Below are 18,106 nucleotides of genomic sequence, written 5' to 3'. Positions count from 1 at the left end.
CCGGGAGTCATCTATCGTGGTGCGCGTGATCGCATCCGGCAGTCGGTACGTCGCACTGGGCAGCTCGTTCGCGGCGGGACCGGGGATCAGTCCGATCGTGCATCCGCCGGCCGGCCGTTCGGGCAACAACTACGCGCAGCTGGTCGCAGCCGAGCTCGGTCTCGACCTGGTCGACGTCACGTACTCCGGCGCCACCACCGCCCACCTGCTCGACACCCCGCAGGACGACGCGCCGCCGCAGCTCGACGCGCTCACGCCGGACACCGCGCTCGTGACGATCACCGTCGGCGGCAACGATCTCGAGTACGTCGGCACGTTCCTGCGCGGAAGCTTCCTCAACACGATCGCGAAACCGGCCACGATCCTCGGCCGCCGCGTCGCGAACCGGATCCGCGCACGGGTCAGCTACCTCAAGGACGAGGCGTCGTACCAGACCGTCACCGACTCGCTGACGGCTGTCGTCGAGCGCGCCCGCGAGCGGTCCCCCGAGGCCCGGATCGTGCTCGTCGACTACCTGACCCTGGTCGGACCGGCGACCCGCCCGCGCCTCGACGTACCGCTGAACGAGGAACAGCTGCCGAGCATCGCCATGATGGCCGACGGTCTCGCCGCCGCCTTCGCCAAGGCCGCCGCGGCGACCGGCGCGGACCTCGTCGCCGCGTCGGCAGCCAGCCGCGACCACGCGATCGGATCGGCCGAGCCGTGGACCACCGGCTTCACGCTGCTCCCGCCCACCCTCGGCGGCTTCGTCCCGTACCACCCGAACGCAGCCGGTATGCGCGCGGTCGCCGGCCTCGTCCTGGAAACCCTCCGCACATGAACGTTCGCGAGGCCACCGAAGCGGACGTCGACACGGCCGTCGACACGCTGACGCAGGCCCTCGTCGACTACCCGATGACCCGCGCCTGCCTCGACCCAGACGGGTACGTCGAACGGCTCACCCAGTACCACCGGCTGTTCCTCACCGGGATCGGGCTGCCGCACGGTGGCGTCTGGGTCACCGACGACGTGAGCGCGGTCGCGATCTGGTTCCCGCCGGGCCTGCCTGCCGACGTCTTCGCCCGGCACAGCGCGGCGTTCGAGGAACTCACCGGGTCCCGGACCGCGCTCACCGCGGAGTACGCGAAGGCGATCGCGCTCTTCCATCCCCGCGACCCGTTCTGGCTGCTCGCGCTCGCCGCCGTGCACCCCGACCGCCAACGCCAGGGCCTCGGCCGCGCCGTCATCGCGCCGGGCCTCGCGACCGCCGACGCCGCCCACTCCCCCGCGTTCGTCGAAACCCAGGATCCCGCGAACGTCGGGTTCTACGAGTCCCTGGGCTTCACCGTCATCGCCGAACTGGAACTGCCGCACCGCGGCCCGATGCACTACGCCATGTACCGCGCCGCGGATCAGGCAGGCTTGTAGACGTACGGCGTGGTGGTGGTGACCGCGACGAAGCCGAGCCGCTGCAGGATCGGGGAACTGTCGTCGGACGCGTCGAGGTTGAGGTACTTGTAGCCGAGCTCCACCGCCCGCGCGGCGCGGATCGCGACCAGCGCCTTGTAAATGCCCTTGCCCCGCCACTCCGCGAGGGTCGAGCCGCCCCAGAGCCCGGTGAACTCGGTGCCCTTCTTGTACACGGCCCAGGCAGCGGAGACGACCTGCCCGTCCACCTCGGCGGCGTAGACGTCCGCGCCGCCCGCGTGCCGGCGTACCAGGTCGTCGGCCAGCCAGGACCAGTCCTCGTTCCAGACCGTCGACTCCATCGCGGCGATCCGCTCGAAGTCGGCGAGCTCGTGTACCAGGCGGATCGTGACGCCGTCGACCGAGTCACGGCCGTGCAGGCGCTCAACGATGTCGGCGCTCTGGGCGATCAGGACGGTCTCCTGCTCCTCGGGCTCGAACCCGGCCGCGCGCAGCCGCTCGGGCAGATCGGCGGGCTTGTCGTGCCCGCGCAGCTTCCACTCGACGGCTTGTCCCTTGGCGGCGAAGTAGTCACGCTGGCGGGCGATCAGCGCGTCGACCTCCGCGCTGTCGAGGCCGTCGAGGGTGCGGTAGCTGACAAATCCACGGCTCGCGTACTCGACGCGGATCACCGGTCCGTCCGTGCTGGTCGGTACGTCGGCGCTCTCGCTGGTCCCGCGCAGCTGGTCGTCGTACGCCGCGAGCAGCTCACTCTTCAAGGCATCGGTCACGAGAGGACTCTGGCACGACTTCCCCAGATCCGCGCGACAATTCGGAGCACGGTCAGCCGTGGCTCGGGCCGGCCGTTGGCCGGGGTACTGCGGCGCGCGCGGCCGGCGGGCCGGCTCAGGCCGTGCTTGTGGTCACGCTTGTCGTCGGCGAAGTGACTCAGCGACACCATCAGGTTCAGCGGTTCCATGGGTCCGTCCTCCGGTCTCGGTGCTTACGCCGGGACGTCGGAGCAGGACGGACGATCTTGACATCACCCGGGCCTAGGAATCCTTCTCGGTGATCAGGACGAGTTGCCGCAGCAGGTCGTCCAGGCGCGTGCGGTCTGCCGCCGGCAGGCGATGGACGAGCTCCTCCTCGACCCGGAGGATCTCCCCGATGCCGCGCTCCCAGAGCTCGTTGCCCGCGCTGGTGAGGGTCGCGACCACCTTCCGGCGGTCGTCGCGGTCGTGTGAGCGCTCGATGTAGCCGCGGCGCTCCAGGGCGTCGAGGCGGTTGGTGAGCGCCGCGGGCGACATCCCGAGCTGCTTGGCGAGCCCGCCGGGAGTCGCGCGGTACGGCGTACCGCCGCGGCGGAGCATGTGCAGTGTCTTGAACTCCCACAGCTGCAACCCGTACTCGGCGAGCACGGCCTCCCGGCGACGCTCCAGGTACCGCGTCAGGACCTGGAGCCGCACCGTGATGCCCTCGACATCACGATCGAGCTCCGGCAGCTGCCCCGCCCAGAGGTCGACATGCGCGTCCACGAAATCCTTCACCCGTCTGATCTTTCAGTCGCTGAAGGTTAGTTGTCAAATATTTCGACGTCGAAGTACCGTCGCGCTATGAGCCGACTTCCTGTTCTGGTGATCATCGACGCCGCCGTCCAGCTCACGCTCGCCGGACGGTGGGCCAGCGCGGCCAGCCTGCTGACCGCCGTCCGGACCGACGATCCCGGCGAGCGTGCCGCCCTCGCGCTCGCGCTCGCGGCGGTGGCCGTCGACCGCGACTTCGGTCACCGGACGGACCATGCCACAGCCGCGCTCGCGGCGGCCGGCGCTCTCCTGAACGGCTCGTCTGCCGACGCCGTCCCGGACGGCGCGTGGGACCTCGGGCTCCTGCAGTTCCGCAAGGACTACTCGAACGCTCTGTTCCGGGAAGGAACTCTGGACCTGCGGGATCGTGCTCGGGTGCTGATCGAGCAGGCCCCCGACGACGCCCGCCGCGGCGCGGCGAACTTCTGGGCGGGCGCAATGGCCGACAACGTGTCCGAGCAGCCGACCGAGGCGTGCGCGCACTACGAGACCGCGTTGGAGCTCGGCGAAAAGGTCGGCGACGAGCTGCTCATGGCGCAAGCCCTTCGGCATCTCGGGCACCACGCCCACGCGGCCGGCGACCTGGCGCTTGCGCGGACGCAGTGGGAGCGGTCGACCGAGCTCCTGCAGAAGGCCGGCCACCTGCGACCCGCGCTCGCCCAACAGGCTTCTCTCGCGGTGCTGCTCCGCGACGAGGGCGATGTCGCGGGATCGCGAGCGCTCGCGACCGAGACGAACCGCTGGGCGCGTCAGTTGAATCTCCCGCACATCGTCCAGGAGACCGCGGAACTCACGGCCTGAGCGGTACGGCGAACTCCGCGGGGACGCCCGCGCTGAACGCGACATGGTCCGGCGCGCGGTCGGGCGGCGTCAGGCCGACGGACTTCAGCAGCCCGTCCGCGTCGAGGGCTGTCAGTGTCGCGGTGTGGAGGATCCAGGGCGGGTGGATGTTCGGGAGGTACCAGGTGCGGCCGGCGTGGTGGACATGCAGGCCCCAGCGGGCGGTGAGGAAGTCCTCGAGCGGTCCGGGCGCGAGCCGCTCCCCCATCTGAACGCCGACGAGTGACTGCGCGCCGGAGCGACGTACCGTCGACGTGTAGGTGTGGTGGTTGCCGTTGCGTTCGTGGGACATCCGGGCCCAGCGGTACGGCAAGCCGAACACCGCACGCGCGGCCGCCACGACGGCCAGGCGGTTCGCGTCGAGACTGAGGAAGACGACACCACGCCGACCGGTCTCGTCGACGGAGTACAGCCGAATGTTCGTCTCCAGGAACGACCCGAGGTACGGCACGCCAGGTCCGTACGGGAGTCCGGTGCCGACCATGCGGAACGGGACGAGACCGACGTACGTCCGGCCCTCGAAGGTGTCCGGCCGCGTCCCGGGTGGGAAGAAGTGCAGCAGGTCCTTCGGGTCGAACGCCCAGTGCACGAAGGTCAGCTCCAGCCACCGCTGCCGCAAGATCCGAGGTCCCGGCAGCGGCGGCGGCTCAGGCCAGCTCACTCCGCTGCCGGGCGAACCTCGCACGTCGGCCTGCCGTCGTTCAGCTCGCAGACGACGTACGCCGTACCGCCCGGCTCCACCGGCTTCCACGGCATCACGGCCTTGCCGGCCAGCAGCGCGTCGAGCGTCTGCAACCCCGGATCCCGCTGCTCGGGGTGGTGCTGGTAGCCGGCCGCACCCAGCGCGAGCGCGATCGCCATCCCGAGCAGGTTGACCTCGGTCGGCTGCTCCGGAACCGTGGTGCCTTCCCCCGGCTCCAGCTTGATCCCGTGATCCGGCACCTCGACGATCCGCGCGACGTACTTCATGAGTCCGAGCGTAGCGCTCCCGACGCCACGCGACCGGACGGCCGGCACCTCGCATTGATGGGCTGACCCACCAGGTGCCGGTCGTCCGCGTCGGCCGGCTCGGCTAGGACGAGAAGGCGGCGTCGAAGGAGGCGGTGGGCGGGTCGAATGCCAGCGAGCGGACGAACTGGAGGGCCTCGGCCGCTCCGACCAGGCGGTCCATGCCGGCGTCCTCCCACTCGACCGAGATCGGACCGTCGTACCCGATCGAGTTCAGCATCCGGAAGCACGCCTCCCACGGAACGTCCCCGTGCCCGGTCGAGACGAAGTCCCAGCCGCGGCGCGGGTCGCCCCAGGCGAGGTGCGAACCCATCCGTCCGTTGCGCCCGTTGCCGACCTGGCGCTTCGCGTCCTTGCAGTCGACGTGGTAGATCCGGTCCTTGAAGTCCCACAGGAACCCGACCGGGTCGAGGTCCTGCCAGACGAAGTGCGACGGGTCCCAGTTCAGCCCGAACGCCGGCCGGTGCCCGATCGCCTCCAGAGTCGCGGTCGTCGACCAGTAGTCGTACGCGATCTCCGACGGGTGCACCTCGTGGGCGAACTTCACCCCCACCTCGTCGAACACGTCGAGGATCGGGTTCCACCGGTCCGCGAAGTCCTTGTACCCCGCCTCGAGCATCGCCGGCGGCACCGGCGGGAACATCGCGACCGTCTTCCAGATCGACGACCCGGTGAACCCGACGACCACATCCACGCCGAGCGCCCGGGCCGCCCGCGCGGTCGTCTTCATCTCCTCGGCGGCCCGTTGCCGGACGCCTTCGGGATCGCCGTCGCCCCAGATGTGCGCGGGCAGGATCGCCTGGTGCCGCTGGTCGATCGGGTCGTCGCAGACCGCCTGCCCGAGCAGGTGGTTCGAGATCGTCCACACCTTCAGGTTGTGCTTGTCCAGGATGTCCATCCGGTCCCGGACGTACGCCGGGTCCTCGGCGGCCCGCCGTACGTCGAGATGGTCACCCCAGCAGGCGATCTCCAGCCCGTCGTATCCCCACGACGACGCCAGCCTGGCCACCTCCTCGAACGGCAGGTCGGCCCACTGGCCGGTGAACAGCGTGATCGGTCGAGCCATGTCGTCTACTCCTTACCGGACACCGAGCAGGTGCTCCATCGCCAGCTGGTCCAGCCGTTCGAACCCCAGACCGCGCTCGGCCAGCGCGTCCCGGTCGTACGTCGCGTTGCGGAGGTCGGCCAGCGACTCACCCTCGGCCAGGGTGGGTTCGGCCAGCTCCGCGACCCGTGCGGCGGCGAACGCCTCCGCGACCTCGGGGTCGGCGCGGAACGCCCGCACCTTCTCCCGCAGGATCAGGTAGTTGCGCATGCATCCGCGCGCGGTCTCCCAGACGCCTTCCTCGTCCTCGGTCCGCGGCGGCTTGTAGTCGAAGTGGATGTGGCCGTCGTACGCCGGGTAGCTTCCGGACCCCTGCAGTACGTCGACCGTCCAGAACGCCTCGCGCAGGTTGCCGGCGCCGAAGCGCAGGTCCTGGTCGAACCGCGGACCGTGCTGCCCGTTGAGGTCGATGTGGTACAGCTTCCCGTGCCACAAGGCCTGCGCGATCCCGTGCGCGTAGTTCAGCCCGGCCATCTGCTCGTGCCCGACCTCCGGGTTGATCCCGACCAGGTCGGGGTCGGCGAGATCGTTGATGAAGGCGATCGCGTGCCCGATCGAGGGCAGCAGGATGTCACCGCGCGGCTCGTTCGGCTTCGGCTCGATCGCGAACCGGATGTCGTACCCCTGCTCGCGCACGTAGGCGCACAGCAGGTCGAGCGACTCCTTGTACCGGTCCAGCGCCGCCCGCACGTCCTTCGAACCGCCGGACTCCGCACCCTCACGGCCGCCCCACAGCACGTACGTCGTCGCGCCCAGCTCGGCCGCCAGGTCGACGTTGCGCAGGACCTTGGCCAGCGCGTACCGCCGTACCTGACGGTCGTTGGCGGTCAGGCCGCCGTCCTTGAAGACCGGGTGCGCGAACAGGTTCGTGGTCATCATCTCGACGCTCATGCCGGTCTCGGCCAGCGCCTTCGTGAACCGCTCCAGCACCTGTCCACGGGTGGAGTCGTCGGGAACGACGTCGTCGTCGTGGAACGTGACCGCCGCGGCGCCCAGTTCCGCGAGCTTCTCGACGGCGTGCACCGGGTCCATCGCCGGGCGCACCGCCGTACCGAAGACGTCGACGCCCTCCCAGCCCACGGTCCAGAGACCGAACGAGAACTTGTCGTCCTTGGTCGGGGTGTAGTCAGTCATTCAGGAATCTCCTGCCATTGTCGGGATGCCGAGCTGGCCTCGACCGCGGCCAGCACCCGCTGGACACGCAGCCCGTCGGCGAACGACGGTTCCGGATCGGCGTCTTCGGCGATCGCGGTGACCAGGTCGACGACCTGATGGGTGAACCCGTGCTCGTAGCCGAGCAGGTGACCCGGCGGCCACCAGGCGGCGACGTACGGGTGCACGGGTTCGGTGGCGAGGATGCGGCGGAAGCCCGCCGTCCTCGAGTCTTCGGTGGCGTCGTAGAAATGCAGGAGATTCATGTCCTCGAAGTCGAACGCCAGACTGCCGAGGCTTCCGTTGATCTCGATGCGGATGCCGTTCTTCCGGCCGGTGGCGAAGCGGGTCGCCTCGAAGACGCCCAGCGCACCGGAGCGGAAGGTGGCCAGGAACACGGCCGCGTCGTCGACGGTCACAGGTCCGCGTTCGGTGCCCGCCGTACCGGCCAGGCCGGAGTGCTCGGCGGCGACCGGGCGCTCCTTCACGAACGTCTCGAGCCGCGCGCTGACCTCGCCGATCGTGTCGCCGGTGATGTACTGCGTCAGGTCGATGATGTGCGCGCCGATGTCGCCGAGCGCACCCGATCCGGCCTTCTCCTTGTCCAGCCGCCACGACAGCGGCGCCTCCGGGTCGGCGATCCAGTCCTGCAGGTACTGCGCCCGCACGTGCCGGATCGTCCCGAGCTTGCCGTCGGCGACGAGCTGCCGGGCGAGCCCGATCGCCGGCACCCGGCGGTAGGTGAACCCGACCATCGACCTGGTCCCCCTGGCCTTCGCCGACTCGGCCGCGGCGGTCATCGCCTCGGCCTCCTCGACGGTGTTGGCCAGCGGCTTCTCGCACAGGACGTGCTTGCCGGCCTCCAGGGCTGCGATCGCGATCTCGGCGTGGCTGTCCCCCGGCGTGCACACGTCGACCAGCTGGACGTCGTCGCGGCCGAGCAGCTTGCGCCAGTCGGTCTCGGTCTCCTTCCAGCCGAGCTTCGTCGCGGCCGCCTGGACGGCCTCGGCGTTGCGGCCGCACAGGACGTTCATCGCCGGGTCCAGCGGCAGGTCGAAGAAGCGCGGCGCGCTCCGCCAGGCCTGCGAATGGGCCGCACCCATGAACGCGTAGCCGATCAGGCCGATGCCCAGGTTCGTCATTGCTCTCCTCTTAGCTCTGTCGGTAGCTCTGTCGATCAGCTTTCAAAGGCAGTGGGCAGGTACTGGTCCACGTTGTCCTTGGTCACCACCGGCGCGTACAGCTGCACGGTCCTCGGCACCTCGACCTCCACCAGGTCGCCGAGGGCCTTCTTCTGCACCAGCAGCCGGGCCAGCCGGACGCCGTCTGCACCCTGCGTGGACGGGTAGATGACGGTGGCCTTGAGCAACGAGTTGCCGGACTTGATGTCCCGCATCACGTTCGCCGAGCCGGCCCCGCCGACCACGAAGAACTCCTTGCGGCCGGAGTTCTTGATCGCGGCCATCACGCCGACGCCCTGGTCGTCGTCGTGGTTCCAGATCGCGTCGATCTTCGGCGCGGCCTGCAGCAGGTTGGCGGCGGCCTTCTCACCGGACTCGACGGTGAAGTCGGCGGCCACCCGGTTGCTGACCTTCAGGCCGCAGTCCGCGAGCGCCTCCTTGAAGCCCTTGCTGCGGTCCTGAGTCAACGGCAGCGAGTCGATCCCGGCGATCTCCGCGACCACCGCGTCCTTCTTGCCCTTCAGTTCCTGGCAGACGTACGTGCCGGCCGACACACCCATCCCGTGGTTGTCGCCGAGGATCGTCGTCCGGGCGGCGAACGGGCTGTCGAACTCGCGGTCAACGTTCACCACCGTGATGCCGGCCTCCATCGCCTTCGTCGCGACCGGGGTGAGCGCGGCCCCGTCGAACGGCAGCAGGACGATGGCGTCGACCTTCTGGTTGATGAACGTCTCGACCTGGCTGATCTGCAGGTTCACGTCGTTGGTGCCCTCGGCGACGATCAACTCGACATCCGGGTACTTCTTCGCCTCGGCCTGGGTGGCCTTGGTGATCGCACCCATCCAGCCGTGATCGGCGGCGGGTGCGGAGAACCCGATCTTGACCTTCTGGCCGGGTTCGTCGTTCTTGACCGCGGCCGGGCCGGCCGGCGCGCTGCCGGACTTCTCCTCGGCCTTGGGGGTGTTGCTCGTGCAGGCGGCGAGTGCGAGCACACTCAGGCCTGTGACGACGAGCGTCCGGGCGGAGCGTCTGGACATCTTTGTCCTCCTTCTATGAGCCGGTGGTGCGACGCGCCAGTCGTTGCTGGAGGAGGACGGCGATCACGATGATCGCGCCCTTCGCCACCGACTGGGCGGAGATGCTCAGGTTGTTGAGAGTGAAGACGTTGTTCAACGTCGTGAAGATCAGTACGCCGAACACGGTGCCGACGATCGTGCCGCGGCCACCGGACAGCAACGTGCCGCCGATCACCACCGCCGCGATCGCGTCCAGTTCGTACAACTGACCGTGAGTAGAGCTCCCCGTTGTCGTCCGCGCCATCAGCATCACCGCGGCGATCCCGCAGCAGAGTCCGGCCAGGACGTACAGCGCCACGGTGTGACGCTGGACCTTGATACCCGCCAGGCGGGCGGCCTCGGCGTTCCCGCCGACGGCGAAGGTGCGGCGGCCGAAGGTGGTCCGGTTCAGCAGCACCCAACCGGCCGCGGCCACCAGCACGAAGATCCAGACCAGGACCGGTACGCCGATCAGCGAGCCGCCGAAGAAGTCGACGAACGAGTTGACCGAGATGATCTGCGTCCTCCGGTCGGACAGGATCTCGGCCAGGCCACGGGCCGCCGCCAGCATCGCGAGCGTCGCGATGAACGGCACGACCTTGCCGTAGGCAACCAGCAGGCCGTTGACCAGGCCGCAGGCGGAGCCGACCACGAGCGCCGTCGTGACCATGAAGATCCAGTGGTAGTCGGCGGCCATCTGCTGCGTGGCCAGCGTGGTCGCCCACACCGATGCCAGCGCGACCATCGCGCCGACACTCAGGTCGATCCCGCCGCCGGTGATCACGAACGTCATCCCGACGCTGACCACGCCGATGACGGCGGCCAGCCGCAGGATGGTCAGCACGTTGGCACCGGTCGCGAACGTGTCGCCCGCTGTGGCGACACCGACGACGCACAGCAGCACCAGGGCGACCACGAGCCCGAGGTTGCGGCCGGCGCCGGTCCTCAGCAGGTCCGTCGTCGAGCGTTGCGTCGCCGGCGGGGTGACGGTGTCCTGCCGCGACGGTGTTGTGCCTCCCTCAATCGTCATCAGTGGCCTCACTCATCACAGGGCACTTCCTTCCATCACCAGGTCGAGGACCTGGTGCTCGTCGATGTCTTGCGCGGGCCCCGTGTGGACGGCTCGCCCCTCCCGCAGTACGACGACCCGGTCGGACAGACCGAGCACTTCCTCGACCTCGCTGGAGACCAGCACGATCGCGAGCCCGTTGGACGCCAGCGAACGGATCAGCGCGTAGATCTCCGACCGCGCGCCGACGTCCACCCCCCGCGTCGGCTCGTCCAGCAGCAGGACGCGGCACTCCCGCAGCAACCACCGGGCGAGCACGACCTTCTGCTGGTTCCCGCCGGACAGGTTGCGCACCGGGTGGTCCACCCCTGTCGGGCGAACGTCCAGCGCCTGCGTCAGTTTCCGCGCCGCGTCCCGCTCGGCGCGGCTGTTCAGGAACCCGGTGCTGGCGAACCGGCCCAGCGTCGACACGGTGATGTTCTTGAACACCGCCTCGTCGAGCAGCAGCGCCTGACTCTTCCGTTCCTCCGGCGCGAGTCCGACCCCGGCCTTGACCGCATCCTGCACCCGACCGGGACGCAGTACCGCGCCGTCGACGCGGACCGACCCGGTGGCCGGCCGCCGAGCGCCGTACACAGTCTCGAGTACTTCGGAACGCCCGGAACCGACCAGTCCGGCCAGGCCGAGGACCTCCCCGGCCCGCACCTCGAACTCGATCCCGGCGAACTCACCAGGCCGGCTCAGGCCGACGACCTCGAGCACGACCGGCGCTGTCTCGGGGATCTCGTTGCGGGGCGGGAAGACGTACTCGATCGACCGGCCGGTCATCAGCTGGATGAGTTCCTTGGTGGGCGTCTGGCGGGCGTCCAGGCCGGTCGCGACGGTGGCGCCGTCCTTGAGCACCGTGACCCGGTCGCCGATCTCGCGGATCTCCTCGAGCCGGTGTGAGATGTAGACGACCGCGACACCGCGCTCGGTCAGGCCGCGGATCACCCGGAACAGGTTCGCCACTTCTTCCGGGTCGAGGACCGCGGACGGCTCGTCCATCACGATCAGGCGGGCGTCCCGGGACAGCGCGCGGGCCATGCTGACGATCTGCTGCCCGGCGGCCGGGAGCGAGCCGACCGAGCGGTGCACGGGGATCTCGGCGTGGCCGAGGCCCTGCAGGATCGCGCGTGCCCTGGTGTTCGCCTCGTGGGACCGGCTGAAGCCGTAGCGGGACGGCTCGTGGCCGAGGAAGATGTTCTCGGCAACGGTCAGGTCGGGGACCAGGTCGAGCTCCTGGTAGATCGCGGCGATGCCGAGCTGGATCGCGGCAGTCGGGCTGTTCAGCTGGACCGGTGCGTCGTTGATCCGGATCATGCCTGCGTCCGGCTGGTGCGCGCCGGTCAGCACCCGGATCAGTGTGGACTTGCCCGCGCCGTTCTGCCCGAGCAGGCAGTGCACCTCACCGGCGCGGACATCGAGGTCCACCCCGTCGAGGGCCCGCACGCCGGGGAACTCCTTGACGATCCCGAACATGTTGAGCAGGTCGGTCATGGTGTGGCCCCGATCCTGGTCGGGTCGACGAAGACCTGGTCGAGCGAGATCTGTGCGCCGCCGCGAACGGCCGCCGCGAAGCCGAGCTCCGACCGGACGACCCGGCAGCCGCCGCCGTCCGGTGCGATCACGCGCTCGCGGATCGCCTTCTCCAGTGGTTCTCTCAGCCACGGCCCGAGGACGGCGAAGTAGCCGCCGAGCACGAGCACGTCCGGGTTCAGGATGTTCACCAGGATCGCTCCCCCTATTCCCAGCCAGGTGCCGACGTCCTTCAGCGCGGACAGCGTCCGCACGTCCCCCGCTTCGGCGCGCCGGATGATCCCGGCGAGCCGTTGCTCCACGTCCAGCGACGGGTCCCGGACCGGATCGTCCCTGTCCGTTGCCTTGTGCAACAGTGCGGTCAGTCCGACGACCGTCTCCCAGCAGCCGGTCCGCCCGCACCCGCAGGTCCGCCCGGGCGGGGCGACCGGCATGTGCCCGACCTCACCGCTGTACCCGGCACCGCCGCGCAGCAGGTGCCCTCCGGCGACCACACCGCCACCGACGCCGACCGCACCGGTCAGCAGCACGAGGTCGTGCACCGATTCGTCGCCGCTCCCCCGCAGCTCGGCGTACGCCGCCAGTGCCGCGAGGTTCGCCTCGTTGTCGACGTGCAGGGGGTACGCCGGTTCGCCCAGCCGCCGGCGCATCTCCCGGGCCACCGACAGCTCGCCCCAGCCGAGGTTCGGCGCGAGCTTCAAGTCACCCGTCCTGCCCTCGACCAGGCCCGGGACGGCGAGCGTGACGCCGGCCAGCTGTCCTCCGCGCGCCACCACGGCCGCGACCGCTTCCTCCACCAGCTCCGCGAGCCGGTCGAGTGTCGTACCGGGGTCGAGGTGTGCGACGTCCACCGGGACCCGCTTCTCCAGTACGGCGTTGCCCGCAAGGTCGAGCGCCGCGACGGCGAGGTAGTCGACGTTGACCTCGGCGCCGACACCGCACACGCCGGTGCCGTCGAGTTCGACGAGCTGACCGGGGCGGCCGAGGGCGCGGCTGGAGTCGGCGGAGCCTTCGCGGAGCAGACCGCGTTCGACGAGTTCGGCGACCAGGCTGCTCACGGTCGCCTTGTTCAGACCGGTCTCACCGGCGATCCGGGCCCTCGAGCGCGGACCGAGGTCGCGGACGTGCCGCAGTACGACCGAGAGGTTGTTGCGCCGGAGCGAGACGTGATCGGCGGCGACGCCCCGGCTCCCCGGGCGGCGGCCATCGGTCAACGTCATCCGGACACCCCTCGCAGAATTTGTCTGTTGAGCCAACAAACTAAGTTCACGCCGTCCGGGCGTCAAGAGTTCGCAACAGTCAAGTTTTTGCAGGAGTTTGTAGAGGTTTGTACCCTCACGAAACTTTCTCCCGGCTGGCGCAGGCATCCGTCCCTCGACGAGGACGGCACGGCCTGCTCTGCCGACTACTACCCCCGTCTGAGCAACGGCGGGTGCACGTTCAAAGGCCAAGCGCCTTTGACGTCAGTACGTCCTACTACTCCACCAACGCGCTAGAACAGTTCCATGCTGTCGGCGGTGGCGGTGATTACCGGGTTGTCGAAGTAGAGGCGGCAAGCGATGGCGTGGCCGGAGCAGGTGAGGAGGGACGGGCCGGCCGCGTCGACGACGCGGTAGGCGACGGGGTGCTCGCAGCGCTCGACCTCGCCGACGTTCTCGCGGCCGCAGCCGAGGACGTGGCAGGTGACGGTTTCGCCGACGTTCATCAGTGTCAGGCCGTGCTCGGGACAGACACCCCAGCCGACCCCGCAGGCGTGGCCCTCGTTCGCGGCCAGGCGGACGAGTTTGCCGGCGGTGACCTCCAGCCTGCTCGCCAGGTCGCGGAAGGTGGTCGTGGCCTGGTCGAGGTCCCGCCGGAAGCGCCGCAGCTCGACGGAGTCGGGCATGTTCTGGGTCGCGGCGTGCAGGTCCTCGGCGAGTGTCATCGCCGCGACCGCGATCTCGTCCACGCGCACCGGGGTGTTGAACTGGCGCAGCGTCGTACCGTTCGACTCCCGCGGGCGGTCCCGGACCTCGGACAGCCACTCGGACCGCGGCACGACCTCCTGCGGCTGGTCCGGGTGGATCTCGCCGATGTGCTGGTCCGCCTGCCACTCGCCAGGTGGGTCAAGGTGAGTGCTTGGTTGCGGAGAGTGACCATTGGTCCCGTTCGCCGCCGCGGTCCCGTTCGCCGGGATCCGGCGTTCCTGCGCTGTCCGCCCGTTCATACAGCCTCACTCGTCCCAGTCCCCTGTGGTGCCTCGGTGGCCGATCGTGTCATGTCTGCGGTACCCACGACCAGAGGAAAAATGATGGCGTCACCCACCGCTTTCCCGGCCTTGCGGACAGCAACGATCGCCCCCAGGCACTGACAGGATTTCCTGCCTGAGGGCCACCGAATCACACCGTGCGGGTTACTCAACGTGTTTTTGACATTTCCGCACGGACAGTCGTCAGGCCGTTGCGGTCAGGTGCTCCCGGAGGAACTCCACCACCCGGGTGCGGGCGTGGTACGCCGAGTTCGGCGGGTCCTCGCGCAGGTCCCGGGTGAGCACCGAATGCGCGCTCCGTCCGTACCCGTCGGCGTTGCCGGGCCCGGAGTCCAGCTCGATCACCTCGAAGGCGTCACCGAGCTGCGCACGCAGCGTCGCGAACCGCGCAGCCGGCGCCATCCGGTCCTGGCTGAACCGCATCCCGAGGACGCACAGCCCGTCGGTGCGGGTCCGCCCCGTCACCGTCTCGAGCTCGCCGGCCGACAACCCCGGATCGCGCCGGAGCTTCGCGCTCACCGGGAACGGCGTCGACGGCTGGCTGAGGACCGGCGCCGTCACCACGTCCTCGACCGCGGTGGCCAGCGCGAACCCGCCGGTGAAGCACATCCCGATCACGCCGACCCCGCGCCCGGGCGTCCGCGCCGCCAGATCGGTCGCCACGGCCCGCAGGTACTTCGTGATCGGCCGCTCGGCGTTCGCCGCGAAGCACCGGAACTCCTTCGACACACACAGCCGCGCGATCACACCCAGCGTGTAGCCGATCGTCTCCGGGCGTCCCGGCGTACCGAACGGGGACGGGATCACCACTGTGAACCCCGCGCTCACCAGGTGTTCGCCGAACGCGGCCACCTCCGGTGTGAGCCCCGGGATCTCCGGGATCAGCACGACCCCCGGCCCGGCGCCTTTCTCGTAGCAGTCGTAGGTCAGGCCGCCGCCGGCGAACGGAGTCCTCCGCCAGGAAGCCAGGTCTGCGGTCATGGCGAGTAGCTTAGGGCTGCAGCTTCTGACAGGGATTCTGGTCTGCACAGCTTCTCCGGCCTCTGTCATACTCCGCTGGTCTACTGCTTTGACCCAGTGGGGGGTCCCGTGTCATTCCGCCCTGCTCGATTGCTGCGCCTCGGGCTGCCCGCGGCTCTGGTCGCGAGTTCGCTGGTCGTCCTGACCGGCTCCTCCGGCTCCGCGGCACAGCCGAAGCCGTACTACCCGAAGTTCAACGGCCACCGCTCCGCGGCGGCCGAGTTCGAACCGAACACGGTGGTGGTGAAGTTCAAGCCGAAGGCGACCTCGTCGGCGCGGAAGGCCGCGGTGTCGAAGCACGGTGCGACGGCCGAGGATCCGGTCGCCGCGAACGTCGTGAAACTCAAGAGCGACGTACCGGCGCCGGACCTGCTGAAGAAACTGAAGGCCGACCCGGCGGTCGAGCTGGCCTCGCTGAACTACAAGCGCTACATGTCGGCGACGCCGAACGACGACTACTACGCGACCGATCAGCGGTCGTCCTTGTCCACGGTCCGGGTCCCGGAGGCGTGGGATCTGACGAAGTCGACGGGCAACCAGATCGTCGCCGTGCTCGACACCGGGGTGGACGCCGGGCATCCGGATCTCGTCGGGCACCTGGTGCCGGGGTACAACGCGGTGTCCAGCACCCGGCCGAACCCGGTCGACGACAACGGCCACGGCACCATGACACTCGGCATCATCGCGGCCGGCGCGAACAACGGCATCGGCGTCGCCGGTGTCGGCTGGAACGTGAAGGCCATGCCGGTCAAGGTGCTCGACTCCAACGGCGCCGGGTACGACGCTGACATTGCCGAGGGCATCGACTGGGCCGTTGCTCATGGCGCCAAGGTGATCAACATGTCGCTCGGCGGTCCGGGCGACAACGCCGTACTGCATGACGCCGTCAAGCGTGCGTACGCCAAGGGCGTCGTGGTCGTGGTTGCTGCTGGCAACGACGGGAACGATGTCGTGCAGTACCCGGCGGCGTACCCGGAGGCGATCGCGGTCGGCGCGACGAACGCGGGCGGTGCGTTGACGAGTTTCAGCTCGTACGGCGACTGGGTGGACGTGGCCGCGCCCGGCTGGAACCTGTTGAGCACGGGATCGCGGGCGCTGACTCCCCCGGAGTACGAGCCGTACTGGTACTGCACTGGGACCTCTTGCTCGGCGCCGGTCGTCACCGGGATCGCGGCGCTGGTGAAGAACAAGTGGCCGACGCTGACGGCCGCACAGGTTGCGCAGCGGCTGAAGGTACTGGCGCGGGACGCGGGCCCGCGGGGCATCGACCCGTACTTCGGTCACGGCATCGTCGACGCGTACGCCGCGCTCGGCGGAAGGTGGACGACCGACTTCCCGATGAACCCGCCGGACGGGAACGACGAGCCGTCGCGGGCGGTGCACCTGACGACGAGCTCCTCGCTGACGCAGATCAGCACCGAGGGCGAGGTCGACTGGTACAAGTGGACGGCGACGACGGCCGACAAGCTCGTGGTGAGCGCGAAGGGGTCCGAGTTCAACTGCATCTACTCGTCGAACTTCGGGCCGCAGATCGACGTGTACGACGGCAATCTGCGGTCACTGGCTCATGCGAGCGCGCCGTACCCGACGACGCCTGTCGACCCGGACACGGGGTGCCAGGAGCCCGATTTCCCGACCGCCACGGTCAAGGTGCCGATGACGGGGTCGGTGATCTACATCGCCGTACGCAACGCCAACGGGTCGCGGGACACGCGGCGGTACAGCTTGAGCGTGCAGCCGACGACCTCTGTTGATGCTGCGTCTGGTACCGACTACCCGGTGCAGGACGTGCAGCCGGCCGGGTCGTCGTCAACTGCGGCTGTGACGGCGCATCCATCGGTGACGTTCGCGCGGGACGTGGAGGGTGTTTCGGCGTCGACGGTTCGGCTGGTCAACGGCAAGACCGGCTCGACGGTGGGGGCGACGGTCGCTTACGACGCGGCGAGCCGGAAGGCCGTCATCACGCCGACGGTGCCGTTGCTGGACGCAACGGCGTACCGGATCGTGGTCAACGGTGTGCGGGAGGCCGGTGGGGCTGCGTTGGCGCCGTACAGCAGTGTGTTCTCGACGGCGGATGTCGCGCCCCGTGCCGTGGGATCATTCGACGGTTCCGGGCTGTATCTGGCGGCGAACCTTTCGTGGAAGGTCCCGGCGATGAGCGATCTCGACCAGGTGATCGTGCGGCGGAACGTGGGGAGCAGGGCGCCGACGATCAGCACGGGGACGCTGGTGTACGCGGGGACGGGGTCCGCGGTGAAGGACACCGGGCTGGCTCAGTCGACGACGTACACCTATGGGGCGTGGGTGAAGGACCGGGCTGGGAAGGTCAGTCCGATCGCGGCGACGCAACTGCTGGGGATGAAGTCGGGGATCCGTTTGACGTCGACGCTGGTGAGTTACGGCGGGGCGGTCACGGTGCGCGGGAGTACGTTGCGGATCGACAATGTGGCGTATGCCGGGTTGCCGGTGAACGTGTACGTGCGGCCGAAGACGTCGTCGAAGTTCACGTTGCTGGCGGCGTTGAAGACGTCGTCGACGGGGACTGTGTCGGTGACGCACAAGCCGTTGGTGTCGTCGGTGTACATGCTCACTTTCCCGGGCAACGGGGACCTGATGGGGACGCGTACCCCGGATGTCACCGTGCAGGTCCGGCCGACGATTTCGGCGGTGCTGTCGCCTTCGTCCATCCGGCTGGGTGGGACGACGGCGTTCAGCGGGTACGTGGCGCCGGCGCACTACGGGCATCCGGTGTACCTGCAGCAGTACGGCAACAAGGTGTGGCGGTCGATCGCGTCGGTGAAGCTCAGTACGTCGGGCAAGTACGCATTCGGGATCCGGCCGGCCGTGCGCGGTCAGATCGCCTACCGGGTCTTCTTTCCCGGTGACGCGGACCACGCGCCGGTGTACACGGTGAACAAGATCCTCACCATCAGCTGACCGT

18 protein-coding genes are annotated in these 18,106 nt (G+C 69.3%); 4 read left to right on the top strand and 14 right to left on the bottom strand.

Annotated elements, in window-relative coordinates:
• Positions 1–25 precede the first annotated feature (25 nt).
• On the top strand, positions 26–820 hold the full coding sequence (locus BJY22_RS22660) for a GDSL-type esterase/lipase family protein (protein WP_202891222.1): 795 nt from the start codon (positions 26–28) through the stop codon (positions 818–820).
• Positions 817–1,407: a GNAT family N-acetyltransferase gene (locus BJY22_RS22655; protein WP_167209859.1), complete on the top strand. Its 591-nt coding sequence runs from the start codon at positions 817–819 to the stop codon at positions 1,405–1,407. Before BJY22_RS22660 ends, BJY22_RS22655 begins: the two co-directional genes overlap by 4 nt.
• Here BJY22_RS22655 and BJY22_RS22650 read toward each other — a convergent pair.
• From BJY22_RS22650 to BJY22_RS22640, 3 genes are all read right to left on the bottom strand, one after another.
• Positions 1,392–2,177: a GNAT family N-acetyltransferase gene (locus tag BJY22_RS22650; protein ID WP_167209857.1), complete on the bottom strand. Its 786-nt coding sequence runs from the start codon at positions 2,175–2,177 to the stop codon at positions 1,392–1,394. The two genes, BJY22_RS22655 and BJY22_RS22650, sit on opposite strands and share 16 nt — an antisense overlap.
• Positions 2,174–2,365, bottom strand: a complete 192-nt coding sequence (locus tag BJY22_RS22645) for a hypothetical protein (protein WP_167209855.1) — start codon at positions 2,363–2,365, stop codon at positions 2,174–2,176. Before BJY22_RS22645 ends, BJY22_RS22650 begins: the two co-directional genes overlap by 4 nt.
• A gap of 73 nt (positions 2,366–2,438) precedes the next feature.
• Entirely contained in the window at positions 2,439–2,933 is a 495-nt protein-coding gene (locus tag BJY22_RS22640) for a MarR family winged helix-turn-helix transcriptional regulator (protein WP_337758873.1), read from the bottom strand.
• 66 nt (positions 2,934–2,999) lie between these two features.
• Between BJY22_RS22640 and BJY22_RS22635 the strand changes: the two genes are divergently transcribed.
• Positions 3,000–3,770 (top strand): hypothetical protein, encoded by a 771-nt coding sequence (locus BJY22_RS22635; protein ID WP_167209853.1) that lies wholly within the window; start codon positions 3,000–3,002, stop codon positions 3,768–3,770.
• On the opposite strand, the gene BJY22_RS41780 is transcribed toward BJY22_RS22635, so the two are convergent.
• The 11 genes from BJY22_RS41780 to BJY22_RS22580 all read right to left on the bottom strand — a co-directional run bounded on the left by BJY22_RS41780 (position 3,760) and on the right by BJY22_RS22580 (position 15,126).
• The gene (locus BJY22_RS41780; protein ID WP_238350430.1) at positions 3,760–4,428 is read right to left on the bottom strand and encodes a YqjF family protein; all 669 of its coding nucleotides are present in this window, start codon (positions 4,426–4,428) and stop codon (positions 3,760–3,762) included. The genes BJY22_RS22635 and BJY22_RS41780 overlap by 11 nt on opposite strands.
• Before the next feature lie 38 nt (positions 4,429–4,466).
• A complete protein-coding gene (locus BJY22_RS41775; protein ID WP_167209851.1) occupies positions 4,467–4,778 on the bottom strand; it encodes a hypothetical protein in 312 nt (103 codons plus the stop codon).
• Positions 4,779–4,881: 103 nt separating this feature from the next.
• Positions 4,882–5,883, bottom strand: a complete 1,002-nt coding sequence (locus tag BJY22_RS22620; protein WP_167209849.1) for a sugar phosphate isomerase/epimerase family protein — start codon at positions 5,881–5,883, stop codon at positions 4,882–4,884.
• A gap of 12 nt (positions 5,884–5,895) precedes the next feature.
• Positions 5,896–7,056 carry a xylose isomerase gene (gene xylA, locus BJY22_RS22615; RefSeq protein WP_167209847.1) on the bottom strand — a complete coding sequence of 387 codons (1,161 nt, stop codon included), beginning with the start codon at positions 7,054–7,056 and terminating at the stop codon, positions 5,896–5,898.
• Positions 7,053–8,216 carry a Gfo/Idh/MocA family protein gene (locus tag BJY22_RS22610; RefSeq protein ID WP_167209845.1) on the bottom strand — a complete coding sequence of 388 codons (1,164 nt, stop codon included), beginning with the start codon at positions 8,214–8,216 and terminating at the stop codon, positions 7,053–7,055. Before BJY22_RS22610 ends, xylA begins: the two co-directional genes overlap by 4 nt.
• Before the next feature lie 35 nt (positions 8,217–8,251).
• Positions 8,252–9,292, bottom strand: coding sequence for a substrate-binding domain-containing protein (locus BJY22_RS22605; RefSeq protein ID WP_167209843.1), 1,041 nt, complete (start codon positions 9,290–9,292; stop codon positions 8,252–8,254).
• 13 nt (positions 9,293–9,305) lie between these two features.
• The gene (locus tag BJY22_RS22600; RefSeq protein WP_238350429.1) at positions 9,306–10,340 is read right to left on the bottom strand and encodes an ABC transporter permease; all 1,035 of its coding nucleotides are present in this window, start codon (positions 10,338–10,340) and stop codon (positions 9,306–9,308) included.
• Between the two features lie 15 nt (positions 10,341–10,355).
• Complete coding sequence (locus BJY22_RS22595; RefSeq protein ID WP_167209842.1) at positions 10,356–11,858, bottom strand: sugar ABC transporter ATP-binding protein; 1,503 nt, start codon at positions 11,856–11,858, stop codon at positions 10,356–10,358.
• Complete coding sequence (locus tag BJY22_RS22590) at positions 11,855–13,117, bottom strand: ROK family transcriptional regulator (RefSeq protein ID WP_167209840.1); 1,263 nt, start codon at positions 13,115–13,117, stop codon at positions 11,855–11,857. The genes BJY22_RS22595 and BJY22_RS22590 overlap by 4 nt, the downstream gene beginning before the upstream one ends.
• Before the next feature lie 272 nt (positions 13,118–13,389).
• On the bottom strand, positions 13,390–14,103 hold the full coding sequence (locus BJY22_RS22585) for a hypothetical protein (RefSeq protein ID WP_167209838.1): 714 nt from the start codon (positions 14,101–14,103) through the stop codon (positions 13,390–13,392).
• A 225-nt stretch (positions 14,104–14,328) separates the two neighbouring features.
• Positions 14,329–15,126 carry a dienelactone hydrolase family protein gene (locus tag BJY22_RS22580; protein ID WP_167209836.1) on the bottom strand — a complete coding sequence of 266 codons (798 nt, stop codon included), beginning with the start codon at positions 15,124–15,126 and terminating at the stop codon, positions 14,329–14,331.
• Between the two features lie 108 nt (positions 15,127–15,234).
• Between BJY22_RS22580 and BJY22_RS22575 the strand changes: the two genes are divergently transcribed.
• The gene (locus tag BJY22_RS22575; RefSeq protein WP_337758872.1) at positions 15,235–18,102 is read left to right on the top strand and encodes a S8 family serine peptidase; all 2,868 of its coding nucleotides are present in this window, start codon (positions 15,235–15,237) and stop codon (positions 18,100–18,102) included.
• The last annotated feature ends 4 nt before the right edge of the window (positions 18,103–18,106 follow it).

This window comes from Kribbella shirazensis (genome assembly GCF_011761605.1).
Taxonomy (GTDB): Bacteria; Actinomycetota; Actinomycetes; order Propionibacteriales; family Kribbellaceae; genus Kribbella; species Kribbella shirazensis.
This window is presented reverse-complemented; position numbering and strand designations above follow the sequence as displayed.

Excerpts from the sequence above, each read along its gene's own strand:
- BJY22_RS22645 (WP_167209855.1), bottom strand. The coding sequence starts at position 2,365 with ATGGAACCGCTGAACCTGATGGTGTCGCTGAGTCACTTCGCCGACGAC.
- BJY22_RS22585 (WP_167209838.1), bottom strand. The coding sequence starts at position 14,103 with ATGAACGGGCGGACAGCGCAGGAACGCCGGATCCCGGCGAACGGGACC.
- BJY22_RS22590 (WP_167209840.1), bottom strand. The coding sequence starts at position 13,117 with ATGACGTTGACCGATGGCCGCCGCCCGGGGAGCCGGGGCGTCGCCGCC.
- BJY22_RS22620 (WP_167209849.1), bottom strand. The coding sequence starts at position 5,883 with ATGGCTCGACCGATCACGCTGTTCACCGGCCAGTGGGCCGACCTGCCG.
- BJY22_RS22610 (WP_167209845.1), bottom strand. The coding sequence starts at position 8,216 with ATGACGAACCTGGGCATCGGCCTGATCGGCTACGCGTTCATGGGTGCG.
- BJY22_RS22655 (WP_167209859.1), top strand. The coding sequence starts at position 817 with ATGAACGTTCGCGAGGCCACCGAAGCGGACGTCGACACGGCCGTCGAC.
- BJY22_RS22635 (WP_167209853.1), top strand. The coding sequence starts at position 3,000 with ATGAGCCGACTTCCTGTTCTGGTGATCATCGACGCCGCCGTCCAGCTC.
- BJY22_RS22595 (WP_167209842.1), bottom strand. The coding sequence starts at position 11,858 with ATGACCGACCTGCTCAACATGTTCGGGATCGTCAAGGAGTTCCCCGGC.
- BJY22_RS22605 (WP_167209843.1), bottom strand. The coding sequence starts at position 9,292 with ATGTCCAGACGCTCCGCCCGGACGCTCGTCGTCACAGGCCTGAGTGTG.
- xylA (WP_167209847.1), bottom strand. The coding sequence starts at position 7,056 with ATGACTGACTACACCCCGACCAAGGACGACAAGTTCTCGTTCGGTCTC.
- BJY22_RS22580 (WP_167209836.1), bottom strand. The coding sequence starts at position 15,126 with ATGACCGCAGACCTGGCTTCCTGGCGGAGGACTCCGTTCGCCGGCGGC.
- BJY22_RS41775 (WP_167209851.1), bottom strand. The coding sequence starts at position 4,778 with ATGAAGTACGTCGCGCGGATCGTCGAGGTGCCGGATCACGGGATCAAG.
- BJY22_RS22600 (WP_238350429.1), bottom strand. The coding sequence starts at position 10,340 with ATGACGATTGAGGGAGGCACAACACCGTCGCGGCAGGACACCGTCACC.